This window comes from Serratia sp. AS12, assembly GCF_000214195.1.
Classification (GTDB): Bacteria; Pseudomonadota; Gammaproteobacteria; order Enterobacterales; family Enterobacteriaceae; genus Serratia; species Serratia plymuthica.
Map to the genome: position 1 here is coordinate 834,585 of NC_015566.1, position 15,337 is coordinate 849,921.

15 protein-coding genes are annotated in these 15,337 nt (G+C 57.5%); 14 read left to right on the forward strand and 1 reads right to left on the reverse strand.

Going from position 1 to position 15,337, the window contains the following annotated elements; translation table 11 throughout:
- The first annotated feature begins 71 nt into the window (after positions 1-71).
- The 3 genes from cysJ (at position 72) to SERAS12_RS03780 (ending at position 4,390) form a co-directional block, all read left to right on the forward strand.
- A complete protein-coding gene (gene cysJ, locus SERAS12_RS03770; protein ID WP_013811530.1) occupies positions 72-1,871 on the forward strand; it encodes an NADPH-dependent assimilatory sulfite reductase flavoprotein subunit in 1,800 nt (599 codons plus the stop codon).
- A complete protein-coding gene (gene cysI, locus SERAS12_RS03775) occupies positions 1,871-3,586 on the forward strand; it encodes an assimilatory sulfite reductase (NADPH) hemoprotein subunit (RefSeq protein ID WP_013811531.1) in 1,716 nt (571 codons plus the stop codon). The genes cysJ and cysI overlap by 1 nt, the downstream gene beginning before the upstream one ends.
- A gap of 69 nt (positions 3,587-3,655) precedes the next feature.
- Positions 3,656-4,390 carry a phosphoadenylyl-sulfate reductase gene (locus SERAS12_RS03780; RefSeq protein ID WP_006323641.1) on the forward strand — a complete coding sequence of 245 codons (735 nt, stop codon included), beginning with the start codon at positions 3,656-3,658 and terminating at the stop codon, positions 4,388-4,390.
- Positions 4,391-4,453: 63 nt separating this feature from the next.
- Here SERAS12_RS03780 and SERAS12_RS03785 read toward each other — a convergent pair whose 3' ends face one another.
- The gene (locus SERAS12_RS03785; protein ID WP_013811532.1) at positions 4,454-5,524 is read right to left on the reverse strand and encodes an aminopeptidase; all 1,071 of its coding nucleotides are present in this window, start codon (positions 5,522-5,524) and stop codon (positions 4,454-4,456) included.
- Positions 5,525-5,785: 261 nt separating this feature from the next.
- On the opposite strand from SERAS12_RS03785, the gene cysG reads away from it, so the two are divergent.
- From cysG to SERAS12_RS03840, 11 genes are all read left to right on the forward strand, one after another.
- Complete coding sequence (gene cysG, locus SERAS12_RS03790; protein WP_013811533.1) at positions 5,786-7,216, forward strand: siroheme synthase CysG; 1,431 nt, start codon at positions 5,786-5,788, stop codon at positions 7,214-7,216.
- 9 nt (positions 7,217-7,225) lie between these two features.
- Entirely contained in the window at positions 7,226-8,134 is a 909-nt protein-coding gene (cysD, locus tag SERAS12_RS03795; protein ID WP_004950261.1) for a sulfate adenylyltransferase subunit CysD, read from the forward strand.
- Positions 8,135-8,145: 11 nt separating this feature from the next.
- Complete coding sequence (gene cysN / locus SERAS12_RS03800) at positions 8,146-9,591, forward strand: sulfate adenylyltransferase subunit CysN (protein ID WP_013811534.1); 1,446 nt, start codon at positions 8,146-8,148, stop codon at positions 9,589-9,591.
- A complete protein-coding gene (gene cysC, locus SERAS12_RS03805; protein WP_013811535.1) occupies positions 9,530-10,222 on the forward strand; it encodes an adenylyl-sulfate kinase in 693 nt (230 codons plus the stop codon). Before cysN ends, cysC begins: the two co-directional genes overlap by 62 nt.
- Positions 10,223-10,307: 85 nt before the next feature.
- Complete coding sequence (locus tag SERAS12_RS03810) at positions 10,308-10,625, forward strand: DUF3561 family protein (RefSeq protein ID WP_013811536.1); 318 nt, start codon at positions 10,308-10,310, stop codon at positions 10,623-10,625.
- A 453-nt stretch (positions 10,626-11,078) separates the two neighbouring features.
- Complete coding sequence (gene ftsB / locus SERAS12_RS03815; RefSeq protein WP_004950270.1) at positions 11,079-11,399, forward strand: cell division protein FtsB; 321 nt, start codon at positions 11,079-11,081, stop codon at positions 11,397-11,399.
- 3 nt (positions 11,400-11,402) lie between these two features.
- Positions 11,403-12,110, forward strand: a complete 708-nt coding sequence (gene ispD / locus SERAS12_RS03820) for a 2-C-methyl-D-erythritol 4-phosphate cytidylyltransferase (RefSeq protein WP_013811537.1) — start codon at positions 11,403-11,405, stop codon at positions 12,108-12,110.
- 10 nt (positions 12,111-12,120) lie between these two features.
- Complete coding sequence (ispF, locus tag SERAS12_RS03825) at positions 12,121-12,594, forward strand: 2-C-methyl-D-erythritol 2,4-cyclodiphosphate synthase (protein WP_004950274.1); 474 nt, start codon at positions 12,121-12,123, stop codon at positions 12,592-12,594.
- Positions 12,595-12,597: 3 nt separating this feature from the next.
- Positions 12,598-13,644, forward strand: a complete 1,047-nt coding sequence (gene truD, locus SERAS12_RS03830) for a tRNA pseudouridine(13) synthase TruD (protein ID WP_013811538.1) — start codon at positions 12,598-12,600, stop codon at positions 13,642-13,644.
- Positions 13,645-13,894: 250 nt separating this feature from the next.
- Positions 13,895-14,656 (forward strand): 5'/3'-nucleotidase SurE, encoded by a 762-nt coding sequence (surE, locus tag SERAS12_RS03835; protein ID WP_006323649.1) that lies wholly within the window; start codon positions 13,895-13,897, stop codon positions 14,654-14,656.
- The gene (locus tag SERAS12_RS03840) at positions 14,650-15,276 is read left to right on the forward strand and encodes a protein-L-isoaspartate(D-aspartate) O-methyltransferase (protein ID WP_006323650.1); all 627 of its coding nucleotides are present in this window, start codon (positions 14,650-14,652) and stop codon (positions 15,274-15,276) included. Before surE ends, SERAS12_RS03840 begins: the two co-directional genes overlap by 7 nt.
- Positions 15,277-15,337 lie beyond the last annotated feature (61 nt).

The window sequence follows — 15,337 nt, forward strand, 5'->3', positions numbered from 1 at the left end:
GGGGTGAGCGAGTTGGCCGCCTGGCTGCAGCTTGAAATTCATAGGCTATAAGTAAGGAAATAAGTACTGCGATGACGACTCAGGCTCCTCCAACATCTTTGCTCCCGCTGACGCCCGAACAGCTGGCGCGCCTGCAAGCGGCGATTGGTGAATATTCACCGACGCAACTGGCGTGGCTGTCAGGCTATTTCTGGGGAATGGTTAACCAACAACCCGGAGCCGTAGCCATTGCGCCGGCTGCATCCGCTGCCGCCAGCATCACGATAATTTCTGCGTCCCAGACCGGCAATGCGCGCCGCCTGGCGGAGCAGCTGCGTGACGATCTGCTGGCCGCCAAGCTGAGCGTCACTCTGGTGAACGCCGGCGACTACAAGTTCAAGCAGATCGCCCAGGAACGTTTGTTGGTGATCGTCGCCTCCACGCAGGGGGAGGGCGAGCCGGCGGAAGAGGCGGTTGCGCTGCATAAATTCCTGTTCTCGAAGAAAGCGCCCAAACTCAACGAGACCGCATTTGCGGTATTCGGGCTGGGAGACACTTCCTACGAGAATTTCTGTCAGTCCGGTAAAGACTTCGACGGCAAGCTGGCCGAGTTGGGTGCCGAGCGCCTGGTAGAACGCATTGACGCCGATGTGGAGTACCAGGAACTGGCCACGGCCTGGCGCAAGCAGGTAGTGGATGTGCTGAAAGCGCGTGCGCCGGCGGAAAACGCCGCACCGGGCGTGCTGGCTAGTGGCGCGGTTGATCTGCTCGACAGCAGCCCGTACAGCAAACAACAGCCGCTGACCGCACAACTGGCGGTGAAGCAAAAAATTACCGGCCGCGGCTCCGATAAAGACGTGCGCCACATCGAGATCGATCTCGGTGATTCCGGCCTGCGTTACAAACCGGGTGATGCGCTGGGCGTATGGTTCGATAACGATCCTGCGCTGGTGGACGAACTGGTTCAGTTGCTGTGGCTGAAGGGTGATGAGCCGGTGGAAGTGGAAGGCAAGACTCTGCCGCTGGCTGAAGCGTTGCGCAGCCACTTCGAGCTGACGCAAAACACCACGCCGATTGTCGATAAATATGCCGCGCTGTCGCGTGACGAGAAATTGATTGGCCTGTTGGCGGATAAAGCCGCGTTGCAGCATTACGCGCACAATACGCCGATCGTCGATATGGTGCGCCAGGCCCCGGCGGATCTCAGCGCCGAGCAGTTGATTGGCCTGCTGCGCCCGTTGACGCCGCGTCTGTATTCCATCGCCTCCTCGCAGGCTGAGACTGAAAACGAAGTGCACGTCACCGTTGGCGTCGTACGTTACGACATCGACGGCCGCGCCCGCGCCGGCGGCGCTTCCAGCTTCCTGGCCGATCGCCTGGAAGAGGACGGCGACGTACGGGTTTTCATTGAGCATAACGACAACTTCCGCCTGCCGGCCAACCCGGAAACTCCGGTGATCATGATCGGTCCCGGCACCGGCATTGCCCCGTTCCGCGCCTTTATGCAACAGCGTGACGTTGAGGGTGCGAGCGGCAAGAACTGGTTGTTCTTCGGCAATCCGCATTTTACCGAAGATTTCCTGTATCAGGTTGAATGGCAGCGCTATGTCAAAGACGGCCTGTTGACCCGCATTGATTTGGCCTGGTCACGTGACCAGCAGCATAAGGTTTACGTACAAGACAAACTGCGCGAACAGGGCGCTGAAGTGTGGCGCTGGATTCAGGAAGGCGCGCACATTTACGTCTGTGGCGATGCGAACCGCATGGCGAAAGACGTGGAAAACACATTACTGGAACTGGTGGCCGAGCACGGTGGCATGGATACCGAGCTGGCGGATGAATTTTTAAGTGAGCTGCGCCTTGAGCGCCGTTATCAGCGAGATGTTTACTGATGAGTGATAAACACCCGGGGCCTCTGGTGGTTGAAGGCAAACTGGCCGATGCCGAGCGTTTGAAGAAAGAAAGCAACTTCCTGCGCGGCACTATCGCCGAAGATTTGAAGGACGGCCTGACCGGCGGTTTCAACGGCGATAACTTCTTGCTGATTCGTTTCCACGGCATGTACCAACAGGACGACCGCGATATCCGTGCCGAGCGCGCCGAGCAGAAGCTGGAACCGCGTCATGCGATGATGCTGCGCTGCCGTTTGCCGGGGGGCATTATTTCCCCGCAGCAATGGCTGGGCATCGATAAGTTCGCGCAGGAAAGCACGTTGTACGGCAGCATTCGCATCACCAACCGTCAGACCTTCCAGTTCCACGGTATTGTGAAGGGTAACGTCAAGCCGGTGCACCAATTGCTGAACCGTTTGGGGTTGGACGCGCTGGCTACCGCCAACGACGTGAACCGCAACGTGCTCTGCACCTCGAACCCGGTGGAGTCCGAGCTGCATCAGGAAGCCTACGAGTGGGCGAAGAAGATCTCCGAGCATCTGCTGCCGCGTACCCGTGCTTATGCGGAAGTGTGGTTGGATCAGGAAAAAGTGGCAACCACCGACGAAGAGCCGATCCTCGGCGCTACCTATCTGCCGCGTAAATTCAAAACTACGGTGGTGATCCCGCCGCAGAATGACGTCGATCTGCACGCCAATGACATGAACTTTGTGGCGATCGCCAAGAACGGCAAGCTGGTGGGCTTTAACCTGCTGGTGGGCGGCGGCTTGTCGATTGAACACGGCAACAAAAAGACCTATGCGCGTCAGGCCAGCGAATTCGGTTACATTCCGCTGGAACACACGCTGGCGGTAGCCGAAGCGGTGGTGACCACCCAGCGCGACTGGGGGAATCGTACCGATCGCAAAAACGCCAAAACCAAATACACGCTGGAACGCGTCGGTGTGGATACCTTCCGTGCCGAAGTGGAAAAGCGCGCCGGCATTACCTTTGAGCCGATCCGCCCGTACGAATTCACCGGGCGCGGCGATCGTATCGGTTGGGTAAAAGGCATTGATAATCAATGGCACCTGACGCTGTTTATTGAAAACGGCCGCCTGCTGGACTATCCGGGTCGCCCGTTGAAAACCGGCGTTGCCGAGATCGCCCGGATCCACAAAGGGGATTTCCGCCTGACCGCCAATCAGAACCTGATCGTCGCCGGCGTGCCGGAAAGCGAGAAGGCGAAGATCGAAGCCCTGGCGCGCGATCATGGCCTGATCGACGACGGGATCAGCGAGCAGCGTAAAAACTCGATGGCCTGCGTGTCGTATCCTACCTGCCCGCTGGCGATGGCGGAGGCCGAGCGCTTCCTGCCGGAGTTCGTCACCAAGGTGGAAGGGATCATGCACCAGCACGGCGTGGGTGACGAACACATCGTGTTGCGTATCACCGGCTGCCCGAACGGCTGCGGCCGTGCGTTGCTGGCGGAATTGGGCCTGGTGGGCAAGGCGGTGGGTCGCTATAACCTGCATTTGGGCGGTAACCGTGAAGGCACGCGCATTCCACGCATGTACCGTGAAAATATTAACGAAGAAGAAATTCTCAAGGAGATCGACCAACTGGTTGGCCGCTGGGCGAAAGAGCGCACTGTGGGCGAAGGCTTTGGCGATTTCACCATCCGCGCGGGCATTGTCAGGCCGGTTGTGGATCCGGCGCAGGATTTCTGGGACTGACGTCGTTTGGCCCCTCTTTAGTGGGGCCAAGTGAGCGCGGTAGAGTTCAAGAATCAGGAGGCAGGCAATATGGCTGAATTCGATCTGGCGGCGCTGAATGCGTTGCCCAAGTCTGGACAGGCGTTGAAGCTGGGGGCCGTCAACGGTCAACTGGAAACCCTTTCCGCCGAGCAACGCGTGGAATGGGCATTGGAACATCTGCCCGGCGAGTTTGTGCTTTCTTCAAGCTTTGGCATTCAGGCGGCGGTGTGTCTGCATCTGGTCACCCGGATCAAGCCGGATATCCCGGTGATCCTCACCGACACCGGCTATCTGTTCCCTGAAACCTATCAGTTTATCGATCAACTGGTCGACAAACTGAAGCTGAATCTGCAGGTGTTCCGTGCCGAGCAGTCGCCCGCCTGGCAGGAGGCGCGCTATGGCAAACTGTGGGAACAGGGCGTAGAAGGTATCGAGAAATACAACCAGATCAACAAGGTTGAACCGATGAATCGCGCACTGGAGACCCTTGGCGGGCAGACCTGGTTCGCCGGCCTGCGCCGCGAGCAATCCGGCAGCCGCGCCAACTTGCCGGTGCTGGCGGTGCAGCGTGGCGTATTCAAAATCCTGCCGATTATCGATTGGGATAACCGCAAGATTTATCAATACCTGACCGATCACGGCCTGAGTTACCACCCGTTATGGGAGCAAGGCTATCTGTCGGTCGGGGATACCCATACCACGCAGAAATGGGAGCCGGGTATGAGCGAGGAAGAAACTCGCTTCTTCGGCCTCAAGCGTGAGTGCGGCCTGCACGAAGGCTAAGTTTGCAGTGAACCCGCTCAAGGCCCGGCAATGTTTGTCGGGCCTTGTTATTTCTATTCAAAATTACTTTTTCTGCGCTTTAACCGGATGCGCCTGCGCCAGTTCTTTGATTAGCGGCAGCAGGATCTGCACGCTCTCGCGGCTGCGCTTGTCGATCCTGCCCGGCAGATAACGTTCCAGATACTGCAAGTTGTCGTACTGCGGGCGGTGCCAGGTCATGCCTTGCGGGAAATGGGGGCTGACGGCGCGCTGCTGGTAGCCGTCTTTATCACCCAGTGACCAGTTGGTGGCTTCGACCGAAAGCACCGGAATACCCGCGCTATCAAACACCTCTTGATCGGAACAACAACCGGTACCTTTCGGCCGTTGTTTGCTGCCAGGGTTAGTGGCAGCGGCGATGCCGTAACGGTGGGCGATATCCAGGGCGCGATCGCGGCTCCGCTTGGCCATCTTAGGCGGGGTATTGAGACCGGCGTTGAAGTACAAACGATCGCCGGTTACCAGGCTGTCGAGATTAATCACCAGTACGGTGTTCTGTTTTTCTTCCGCGCTCATACGTTGCAGGTAGTTCTGTGCGCCCAGCGAGCCGATCTCCTCGGCGCTGGTGGCAACAAAGCGCAGGCCGTAAGCGGTGGGGATGTTCTTCAGGCGCTCCGCCAACTCCAGCATTACGCCGACGCCTGAGGCGTTGTCATCGACGCCCTGCAGCGTCAACCCACCAAGGTTGTTGTCCAGATCGGTATCGCTTTGCGGGGTGTAAGTATCAAAATGCGCCACGATCAGGATCTGCTGCGGGCTGCTGCCATTTTTGGCGGCGATCACCGAACTGGCGGTGACGTTATTCCAGTTCTTTTTGCCGTCTTTGCTGGTGTAGAGATAGCGGGTGTTGAAGCTGCGGATATCGCTCTGATAGCCCATCTTGCCGAATTGTTGTTTGAGGTAGTCTGCCGTGAGCAATTCTGCCGGGCTGCCCGCCATGCGGCCGGGGAAATAGGTGGCGATATGGCGAATCTGGTCGGCGGCGAATTTCCCCATGGGAGTTTCTTTCACTGCCGGGAGAGCGGCCGAAACGCTGAAAACGCCGCTGAGCGCTGCTGCCAGCAGGCCGGTCTTCAGGTAAACGCGGGAGAACATACCGAAAAATCCTTCTTTGATATCGGCGATACCGATGATTTTTTGCGGTGTCCAGTATGAGACGACGCGCGACATTACACAATTTCTTCGGCTCCTAATTTTGGTGCCTGCACGCAAACTTTCATCCCGCTTATCACCGCCTGAGCCATGCGATGCGGCCTATATTCCATAAAGGAACTATTAATTCCTTTTCGTCATTTCAGAGGCTAAATCTCAGCCCGTATAGTCACACTATCTTTCTGCATATATGAAAAGGCTGTTGTGGACTATCTACCTATATTTGCCGACCTGAAACAACGCCCGGTGTTGGTCGTTGGCGGCGGCGAAGTGGCTGCGCGCAAAGTCGATCTTCTCCTGCGCGCCGGGGCTGAAATACGGATAGTTGCGCAGTCGCTCTCACCGGAACTTGAACATCAGCGTCAGCAGGGGCATATCCGCTGGCTGGGGCAGGCTTTTGCCGCGCAACAGCTGGATGACGTTTTCCTGGTGATTGCCGCAACCGATGACAGCGTGCTGAATGCCCAGGTGTTTAGCGAGGCGGATAAACGCCGGGTGCTGGCTAATGTGGTCGACGATCAGCCGCGCTGCTCGTTTATCTTCCCGTCGATTATCGATCGCTCACCGCTGGTGGTGGCCGTCTCTTCCAGCGGCCAGGCGCCGGTATTGGCGCGCATGCTGCGCGAAAAGCTCGAAGCGTTGTTGCCTGCCAGCCTGGGGCAGATGGCGGAGGTGGCTGGGCGCTGGCGCGGCCAGGTGAAGCAACGGCTGAGTTCGATCGGCGAACGTCGTCGCTTTTGGGAGAAAACTTTCGGCGGTCGCTTCTCCACGCTGGTGGCCAATGGTCAGCAGGTGCAGGCGGAGCAGCAGTTGGAGCAGGATTTGCAGCAGTTTGCACTGGGCAGCGAAGGCACCCAGGGTGAAATTGCGCTGGTGGGCGCAGGCCCTGGCGACGTGGGGTTGCTGACCTTGCGTGGGCTGCAGGTGATGCAGCAAGCCGATGTGGTGCTGTATGACCATTTGGTTAGCGATGAAATTCTGGATTTGGTGCGTCGCGACGCCGAACGCATCTGCGTGGGCAAACGTGCCGGCGCACACTCGGTGATTCAGGAAGAAACCAACCGTCTGCTGGTGGAACTGGCGCAACAGGGTAAACGCGTGGTGCGGTTGAAGGGGGGCGATCCCTTTATCTTTGGCCGCGGTGGCGAAGAGCTGCAAGTGGCTGCAGCCGCAGGCATTCCATTCCAGGTTGTGCCAGGCGTAACCGCCGCTGCCGGGGCGACGGCTTATGCCGGCATCCCGCTGACGCACCGTGACTATGCGCAGAGCGTTACCTTTATTACCGGCCACTGTCGTCCCGACGGCGACGGGCTGGATTGGGCCGATCTGGCGCGTGCGCGACAGACTCTGGCTATCTACATGGGCACCATGAAGGCGGCGGACATCAGTCAGCGCCTGATTGCCCACGGCCGCGAGGCCAGTACGCCGGTCGCGGTGATCAGCCGAGGTACGCGTGCGGACCAACAGGTGCAGATCGGTACCTTGCAACAACTCGAACAATTGGCTCAACAGGCACCGTTACCGGCGCTGCTGGTGATCGGCGAAGTGGTGGAACTGCATCACCAAATCGCCTGGTTTGGGCATCAACCGCAGACGAAAGGGGTATCACGCCCAGCCGTCGTGAATTTGGCTTAAGGATCTGTTATGGACGAAAAACGACTCACTCATTTGCGGCAATTGGAGGCGGAGAGTATCCATATCATCCGTGAAGTCGCCGCTGAATTCGGCAACCCGGTGATGCTCTATTCCATCGGTAAAGACTCTTCCGTGATGCTGCACCTGGCGCGTAAGGCGTTCTACCCAGGCACGTTACCCTTCCCGTTGCTGCACGTGGATACCGGCTGGAAATTCCGCGAAATGTACGAATTCCGTGACCGTACTGCGAAAGAATACGGCTTTGAGCTGCTGATACACAAAAACCCGGAAGGCGTGGCGATGGGCATCAACCCGTTCGTGCACGGCAGCGCCAAGCACACCGATATCATGAAAACCGAAGGTCTGAAGCAGGCGCTTAACAAGTACGGTTTCGACGCCGCCTTTGGTGGGGCGCGCCGTGACGAAGAGAAATCGCGCGCCAAAGAGCGCATCTATTCCTTCCGCGACCGCTTCCACCGCTGGGATCCGAAAAACCAGCGCCCGGAGCTGTGGCACAACTATAACGGTCAGATCAACAAGGGTGAGAGCATTCGCGTGTTCCCGCTGTCGAACTGGACTGAGCTGGATATCTGGCAATACATCTTCCTGGAAAAAATCGACATCGTGCCGCTGTATTTGGCTGCACCGCGTCCGGTGGTAGAGCGTGACGGCATGTTGCTGATGGTGGACGACGATCGTATCGATCTGCAGCCGGGCGAAGAGATCAGCCAGCGTATGGTGCGCTTCCGCACCCTGGGCTGCTGGCCGCTGACCGGCGCGGTGGAATCGGAGGCGGAAACGCTGCCGGAGATCATCGAAGAGATGTTGGTATCTACCACCAGTGAGCGCCAGGGACGGATGATCGACCGCGATCAGTCCGGCTCGATGGAGCTGAAGAAGCGTCAAGGGTATTTCTAAGGAGCCGCCGGATGAAGACTACAGTTTCGCAAAACCAGGCAATTGCCCAACAAATCGCTGACCAGGGCGGAGTAGAAGCCTATCTGCACGCGCAGCAACATAAAAGCCTGTTACGGTTCCTGACCTGCGGCAGCGTCGATGACGGTAAAAGCACCCTGATCGGCCGCTTGCTGCACGATACCCGCCAGATCTACGAAGATCAGTTGTCAACGTTGCACAGTGACAGCAAGCGCATCGGCACTCAGGGCGAGAAACTCGATCTGGCGCTGCTGGTGGACGGCCTGCAGGCCGAGCGCGAGCAGGGCATTACCATCGACGTGGCCTATCGCTATTTCTCGACCGAAAAACGCAAATTTATCATCGCCGATACCCCGGGACATGAGCAGTACACCCGCAATATGGCGACCGGCGCTTCGACCTGCGATCTGGCGATCCTGCTGATCGACGCCCGCAAAGGGGTGTTGGATCAAACCCGCAGGCACAGCTTTATCGCTACGCTGCTGGGGATTCGTCACCTGGTGGTGGCGGTCAACAAAATGGATCTGGTGGACTATAAAGAGTCGGTGTTCGAGCAGTTCAAGCAGGACTATCTGACCTTTGCACAACAGTTGCCGAACGATCTGGACATCAAATTTGTGCCGCTGTCGGCGCTCGACGGCGACAACGTCGCGACCGAAAGCGCGCATATGCCTTGGTACAGCGGCCCGACGCTGCTGCAGGTATTGGAAACCGTGGATGTGATCAGCGAGCGTGAAGCGCAGCCGCTGCGCTTCCCGGTGCAATACGTCAACCGACCGAATCTGGATTTCCGCGGCTACGCGGGCACGCTGTCGGCCGGTGTAGTGCGTGTGGGCCAACGCGTGAAGGTCCTGCCTTCCGGCGTGGAATCCACCGTAGCGCGCATCGTCACCTTTGATGGCGACTTGCAGGAAGCAGTGCCGGGCGAAGCCATTACGCTGGTGCTGAAAGATGAAGTGGACATCAGCCGCGGCGATCTGCTGGTCGATGCCGGGGAAACCCTGCAGGCGGCGCAAAGCGCGCTGGTCGACGTGGTGTGGATGGCTGAGAAGCCGCTGCTGCCGGGCCAGAGCTATGACATCAAAGTCGCGGGCAAAAAGACCCGAGCGCGCGTGGAAGGCATTCGCCACCAGGTAGAAATCAACTCGCTGGCGCAGCATCAGGCGGATACCCTGCCGTTGAACGGCATCGGTTTGGTGGAACTGACCTTTGACGAACCGCTGGTGCTGGACAGCTATCAGCGCAACCATGATACCGGCGGGCTGATCTTTATCGATCGTTTGAGCAACGTTACGGTCGGTGCCGGCTTAATCCGCGAAACCTTGCAAGGTGCGCAGGCGCTGGCGGGGGACCATAGCGCGTTCGAGCTGGAACTGAATGCCCTGGTGCGCAAGCACTTCCCGCATTGGGGTGCGCGCGACCTGCTTGGGGGCAAATAACGTGACCGAGGATCAACAACGGCCAACCGGGCCGGATGATGACAACGTGGTCTGGCATCCGCATGCGGTAGCGCGTGCGGATCGCGAAGCCCGCAACGGTCATAAGGGTGTGGTGCTGTGGTTTACCGGGCTGTCCGGCTCGGGGAAATCTACCGTTGCCGGCGCGCTGGAACAGGCTCTGCACGCGCTTGGCGTCAGCACCTATCTGTTGGACGGCGATAACGTGCGTCACGGTTTGTGCCGCGATCTGGGCTTCTCCGATGACGATCGGCGTGAGAATATTCGCCGTGTGGGCGAAGTGGCGAAGCTGATGGTGGATGCCGGGTTGGTGGTGCTGACCGCATTTATTTCCCCGCATCGCGCTGAACGACAAATGGTGCGTGAACTGCTCGATAGCGATCGTTTTATCGAGGTGTTTGTCGATACTCCATTGGCGATTTGCGAAGCGCGCGATCCTAAGGGATTGTACAAAAAAGCACGTGCTGGCGAGCTGCGTAATTTCACCGGGATCGACTCGGTTTACGAGGCGCCGCAGCAACCTGATATTCACCTTGATGGCCAACAATTGGTAACAAATTTGATTGCGCAATTGTTAGACGTGTTGCGTGGTCGGGCTATTATCAAACCCTGAATTCAAAAAAGCGTGTGGCGTTTTTGCGCCATACGCTTTTTACGCTAAGCTCGCCGCAGAGCGCGCCGAATAACCAGGGATTACTATGCAAAATGTCTCGCCTGTCTTGATCGACTCTACGCTTGAAAAAGAGGAACCCTCGTATTCTTTCCTGGGCGGCGTCTGCGGCTTTGTTTTCTACTGGCTGGCGTTCGCGGTGCCGTTTCTGGTTTACGGTTCCAATACCCTGTTCTTTCTGCTCTACACCTGGCCGTTCTTCCTGGCCCTGATGCCGGTTTCGGTGCTGATTGGCATCACGCTCAGCATGTTGCTGCGCGACAGGCTGCTGCTGACGTTGCTGCTGACCGGCGTTATCGTGCTTTGCCTGTTCTGGCTGGTATTCAGTTTTCTGACCGGCTGGTGAGCTGCGGGGCGCCAAACCACCGTGCCCGAAGCATTGCAAAGCGGTGCTGAAGGTTACAAAACTTTGCTTAACACGCCTGAATGCGCGGATGGGGCGGGTGGGTGAAAATCTGCTGCGGCAACCTTTCCTCTTAATCATGCCCCGACCGGTGAATTTAGCCCCATCGGCGCTAAAATGCTGTTTTACGGCATTGCCACCGGCGTAAACAAAGTAAAACTGCCACCCCATTTTTCTTGTTGCATCACTTCCAAAAGCATAACAGGAGAAAAAACTGTGTGGTCGGTAGGTTTTTTCTGAGACGAAATGGGCTTTTTTTACCGCTTTCAGCGCGAATTTAGGTTATAAACTCAGTAAATTCTCATCCTTACTCTGAATTTGGCGGTGAATGCCGCTCTCAGTGTGGAGTCCAACGAAAAGTTGTGGGATGATTGGTCGGTTTTTCAGGGGGCGGAGATGGGAAAACTTACGCTGCTATTGCTGGCATTGCTCGGATGGCTACAGTATTCACTGTGGCTGGGTAAAAATGGTGTTCACGATTACGTGCGGGTCAATGAAGATGTTGCGCTCCAACAGGGCAGCAATGCTAAATTGAAAGCGCGTAACGATCAGTTGTTTGCCGAAATCGACGATTTGAACGGTGGTCAGGAAGCGATCGAAGAGCGTGCGCGCAATGAACTGAGCATGATTAAGCCCGGTGAAACCTTCTATCGTCTGGTTCCTGATCAATCAAGACGCAACGCGGCGTCCTCCTCGCAAAATAACGTACAAAAGTAACGAATGAATCACTCTGCAGGCACCTTTCCCTCGGTGATTGCCGTCCTGCCCGCTGCCGGTATCGGCAGCCGCATGCAGGCGGATTGCCCGAAACAGTATTTGACCATCGGTAAGCAAACCATTCTCGAACATGCGATCCACGCGCTGCTGCGTCATCCGCGCATTCCGCAGGTGATTGTGGCGATCGGTCCTGAGGATCGGCAGTTCTGCCAGTTACCTATTGCCCAGGATCCTCGAGTACGAGTGACCGTTGGCGGCCGACAGCGCGCCGATTCGGTGATGGCCGGGTTGCAACTGGCGGGCGAGGCCGATTGGGTGCTGGTGCATGACGCCGCACGCCCCTGCTTGCATGCCGAAGATCTCGATCGTCTGCTGGCTATCACCGAACACAGCAACGTTGGCGGCATTTTGGCAGCAATGGTGCGCGACACCATGAAGCGGGCGGAGCCCGGCCACGCAGCTATCTCCCATACCGTTGAACGTCAGGACCTGTGGCATGCGCTTACGCCGCAACTCTTCCCGCTGCAATTGCTCAAGCTTTGTTTGCAGCGCGCGCTGGACGACGGGGCGGCGGTCACCGATGAAGCCTCTGCGCTGGAGCATTGCGGTTATCACCCGCTGCTGATTGCCGGGCGCTCGGACAATATTAAAGTGACGCGGCCGGAGGATTTGGCGCTGGCGGCGTTCTATTTAACCCAGTTAGACGATTAAGGAGCGCATCATGCGTATCGGTCACGGTTTTGACGTACATAAATTTGGTGGCGAAGGGCCGCTGGTGATCGGTGGTGTTCGCATCCCTTATGAAAAAGGTTTGCTGGCCCATTCGGACGGTGACGTGGCCCTGCATGCGGCGACTGATGCCCTGCTGGGGGCGGCGGCGCTTGGGGATATCGGTAAACTGTTTCCGGACACCGATCCGGCCTTCAAAGGCGCCGACAGCCGCGAGCTGCTGCGTGAAGCCTGGAAACGCATCCGCGCCAAAGGTTATCGCCTGGGGAACCTGGATATCACTATTATTGCCCAGGCGCCCAAAATGGCGCCGCATATTCCGCAGATGCGCATTTTCCTGGCGGAAGATCTGCAGTGCCATATGGACGACGTTAACGTCAAAGCCACAACCACCGAACAGCTTGGTTTTACCGGGCGTGGCGAGGGCATTGCCTGCGAAGCGGTTGCCTTGTTGATCAAGGAATAACGCATGGACATGGCTAATTTGACCTGGCTGTACGGCCAGCCGCAAAGCACCGGGGTGCTGAAAGCCAGCCCGGAAGATTTCGTGGTGGTGGAAGATCTGGGCTTTGAGCCGGACGGAGAAGGCGAACATGTGCTGGTGAACATCCGCAAGAACGGATGTAACACCCAGTTTGTCGCCGATTATCTGGCACGTTTCGCCGGCATTCACGCCCGTTCGGTCAGCTACGCCGGCCTGAAAGATCGCCATGCGGTGACAGAACAGTGGTTCTGCCTGCATCTGCCGGGCAAAGAAACGCCTGATTTCAGCCAGTTCTCGCTGGAGGGCTGCGAAGTGCTGGCCAGTGCCCGCCATCTGCGAAAAATGCGCATCGGTACGCTGAAAGGCAATGCTTTTACTCTGGTGCTGCGTCAGATCTCCGATCGTCAGGATGTAGAGCAGCGCCTGCAGGCCATTGCTGCGGGTGGCGTGCCGAACTATTTCGGCAGCCAGCGTTTTGGTCGCGGTGGCAATAACCTGGTCATGGCGCGCCGCTGGGCGAATGATGAGATCCGGGTTAAAGAGCGCAGCAAGCGCAGTTTTTACCTTTCCGCCAGCCGCAGCGCGCTATTTAACCTGATCGCCAGCCGACGCTTGGCCAATCAACAGCACCGCACGGTGCTGGAAGGGGATGCGCTGCAACTGACTGGCCGCGGCAGTTGGTTTGTCGCCAAACCGGACGAACTGGCTGAGTTGCAGCAGCGGCTGGATGCCGGTGAACTGTTGATTACCGCGCCGTTGCCGGGCGACGGCGAACCGGGTACCGCCGGGGAAGCGCTGAACGTTGAACAGCAATGTTTGGCGGAACAGCCGGAGCTGATGGCGTTGTTAAAGCGCGAACGCGTTGATCCGGCTCGTCGCGCGCTGCTGCTGCAACCGCAAAAGATACAGTGGAATTGGTGGGATGATGCCACCGTTGAATTGCGCTTTTGGCTGCCGGCCGGCAGTTTTGCCACCAGCGTGGTGCGCGAAATCATGCGGCAAGATAGCAGTGATGCGGACATTAGCGAGTAATAAAGAAAACCTGCAGAGGCAGGTTTTTTTTCGTCTGGCGAATGACGGCAGAGGCTAAGTTTATTGTTTTTGGCGTGGTCAATGGTTGGCCGGAAAATTCGACTTTCCCTTGGTTACTGGACATGCCGGGGGGAGTAAACATAATATCTGCTGGTTAAGTACCGCCTTTTGGGCGGCTATTCCGAGTATTTAAATGCCAGGCTGCGTTAAACGCTGTATGGGCGAGAGAGATAAAAGAAGACAACCTCTTATGCGGATATTGCTGAGTAATGACGACGGTGTTACCGCCCCAGGTATTCAGGTACTGGCGGCGGCGCTGCGGGAATTCGCTGAGGTGCAGGTTGTGGCGCCCGACCGTAACCGCAGCGGCTCTTCGAATGCGCTGACGCTGGAATCACCGCTGCGTACCCTGACGTTGCCCAATGGTGATATTGCGGTGCAGCAGGGAACGCCGACCGACTGTGTGTATCTGGGAGTGAACGCCCTGATGCAGCCAGCGCCGGACATCGTGGTTTCCGGCATCAACGCCGGCCCCAATCTTGGCGATGACGTTATTTATTCCGGCACCGTAGCGGCCGCCATGGAGGGGCGCCATTTGGGCTTGCCCGCGTTGGCCGTGTCGTTGAATGGCCATCAGCATTACGCTACTGCTGCTGCGATCACCTGCCGTGTGCTGCGCGCTTTACAGCGTGAACCGTTGCGAACGGGAAAAATTCTGAATATTAACGTGCCGGATTTACCGTTGGACCAGATCAAAGGCATTCGCGTAACCCGCTGCGGTAGCCGTCACCCGGCCGACAAAGTGTTCTGCCAGCAAGATCCGCGTGGGCAAAACCTTTATTGGATTGGGCCGCCGGGTGATAAGTTTGATGCCGGGCCAGACACGGATTTCGCCGCGGTGGAGCAAGGGTATGTGGCGATTACGCCATTACAGGTGGATTTAACCGCCTATGCGGCCCAAGACGTGGTAAAAACGTGGTTAACCAAAGCAGGGGTTGGCGGGGAATGGTGAACAAGCGTATGCAAACATTGCTGACGCAGCTGCGTCAACAGGGGATCCAGGAAGAACGGTTGCTGCAAGCGATAGAGGCGGTACCGCGTGAACGCTTTGTTGACGAAGCGCTTGAACACAAAGCCTATGAAAATACTGCGCTGCCCATCGGCTCTGGCCAAACCATTTCCCAACCTTATATGGTTGCGCGAATGACCGAGCTGTTAAATCTGACGCCCACTTCAAGAGTATTGGAAATCGGCACAGGCTCCGGTTATCAAACCGCTATTCTGGCGCATTTGGTGCAACATGTCTGTTCCGTCGAACGTATCAAAGGGCTGCAATGGCAGGCCAAGCGCCGTTTGAAACAGCTCGATCTTCACAATGTGTCCACACGTCATGGCGACGGCTGGCAGGGTTGGGCATCGCGCGGCCCGTTTGATGCCATTATCGTTACTGCAGCACCGCCGGAGATCCCACCGGCGCTGATGGAACAGCTGGACGACGGCGGCATTCTGGTGTTGCCGGTGGGTGAACAGACCCAAACTCTCAAGCGTATCCAACGTCAGGGTAATGATTTTGTCATCGATACCGTCGAAGCGGTGCGTTTTGTGCCGTTGGTGAAGGGTGAGCTGGCCTAAGGATTGTCTGAATTTTAGGCGTAAAATGAAATCTGTTGCACTTTCATCACGTCTGGTTAAG

Coding starts and splice junctions, on each gene's coding strand:
- ftsB (WP_004950270.1), top strand. CDS start 11,079: ATGGGAAAACTTACGCTGCTATTGCTGGCATTGCTCGGATGGCTACAG.
- cysD (WP_004950261.1), top strand. CDS start 7,226: ATGGACGAAAAACGACTCACTCATTTGCGGCAATTGGAGGCGGAGAGT.
- SERAS12_RS03840 (WP_006323650.1), top strand. CDS start 14,650: ATGGTGAACAAGCGTATGCAAACATTGCTGACGCAGCTGCGTCAACAG.
- ispF (WP_004950274.1), top strand. CDS start 12,121: ATGCGTATCGGTCACGGTTTTGACGTACATAAATTTGGTGGCGAAGGG.
- cysJ (WP_013811530.1), top strand. CDS start 72: ATGACGACTCAGGCTCCTCCAACATCTTTGCTCCCGCTGACGCCCGAA.
- truD (WP_013811538.1), top strand. CDS start 12,598: ATGGACATGGCTAATTTGACCTGGCTGTACGGCCAGCCGCAAAGCACC.
- SERAS12_RS03810 (WP_013811536.1), top strand. CDS start 10,308: ATGCAAAATGTCTCGCCTGTCTTGATCGACTCTACGCTTGAAAAAGAG.
- cysI (WP_013811531.1), top strand. CDS start 1,871: ATGAGTGATAAACACCCGGGGCCTCTGGTGGTTGAAGGCAAACTGGCC.
- surE (WP_006323649.1), top strand. CDS start 13,895: ATGCGGATATTGCTGAGTAATGACGACGGTGTTACCGCCCCAGGTATT.
- ispD (WP_013811537.1), top strand. CDS start 11,403: ATGAATCACTCTGCAGGCACCTTTCCCTCGGTGATTGCCGTCCTGCCC.
- SERAS12_RS03780 (WP_006323641.1), top strand. CDS start 3,656: ATGGCTGAATTCGATCTGGCGGCGCTGAATGCGTTGCCCAAGTCTGGA.
- cysN (WP_013811534.1), top strand. CDS start 8,146: ATGAAGACTACAGTTTCGCAAAACCAGGCAATTGCCCAACAAATCGCT.
- cysC (WP_013811535.1), top strand. CDS start 9,530: ATGCCCTGGTGCGCAAGCACTTCCCGCATTGGGGTGCGCGCGACCTGC.
- SERAS12_RS03785 (WP_013811532.1), bottom strand. CDS start 5,524: ATGTTCTCCCGCGTTTACCTGAAGACCGGCCTGCTGGCAGCAGCGCTC.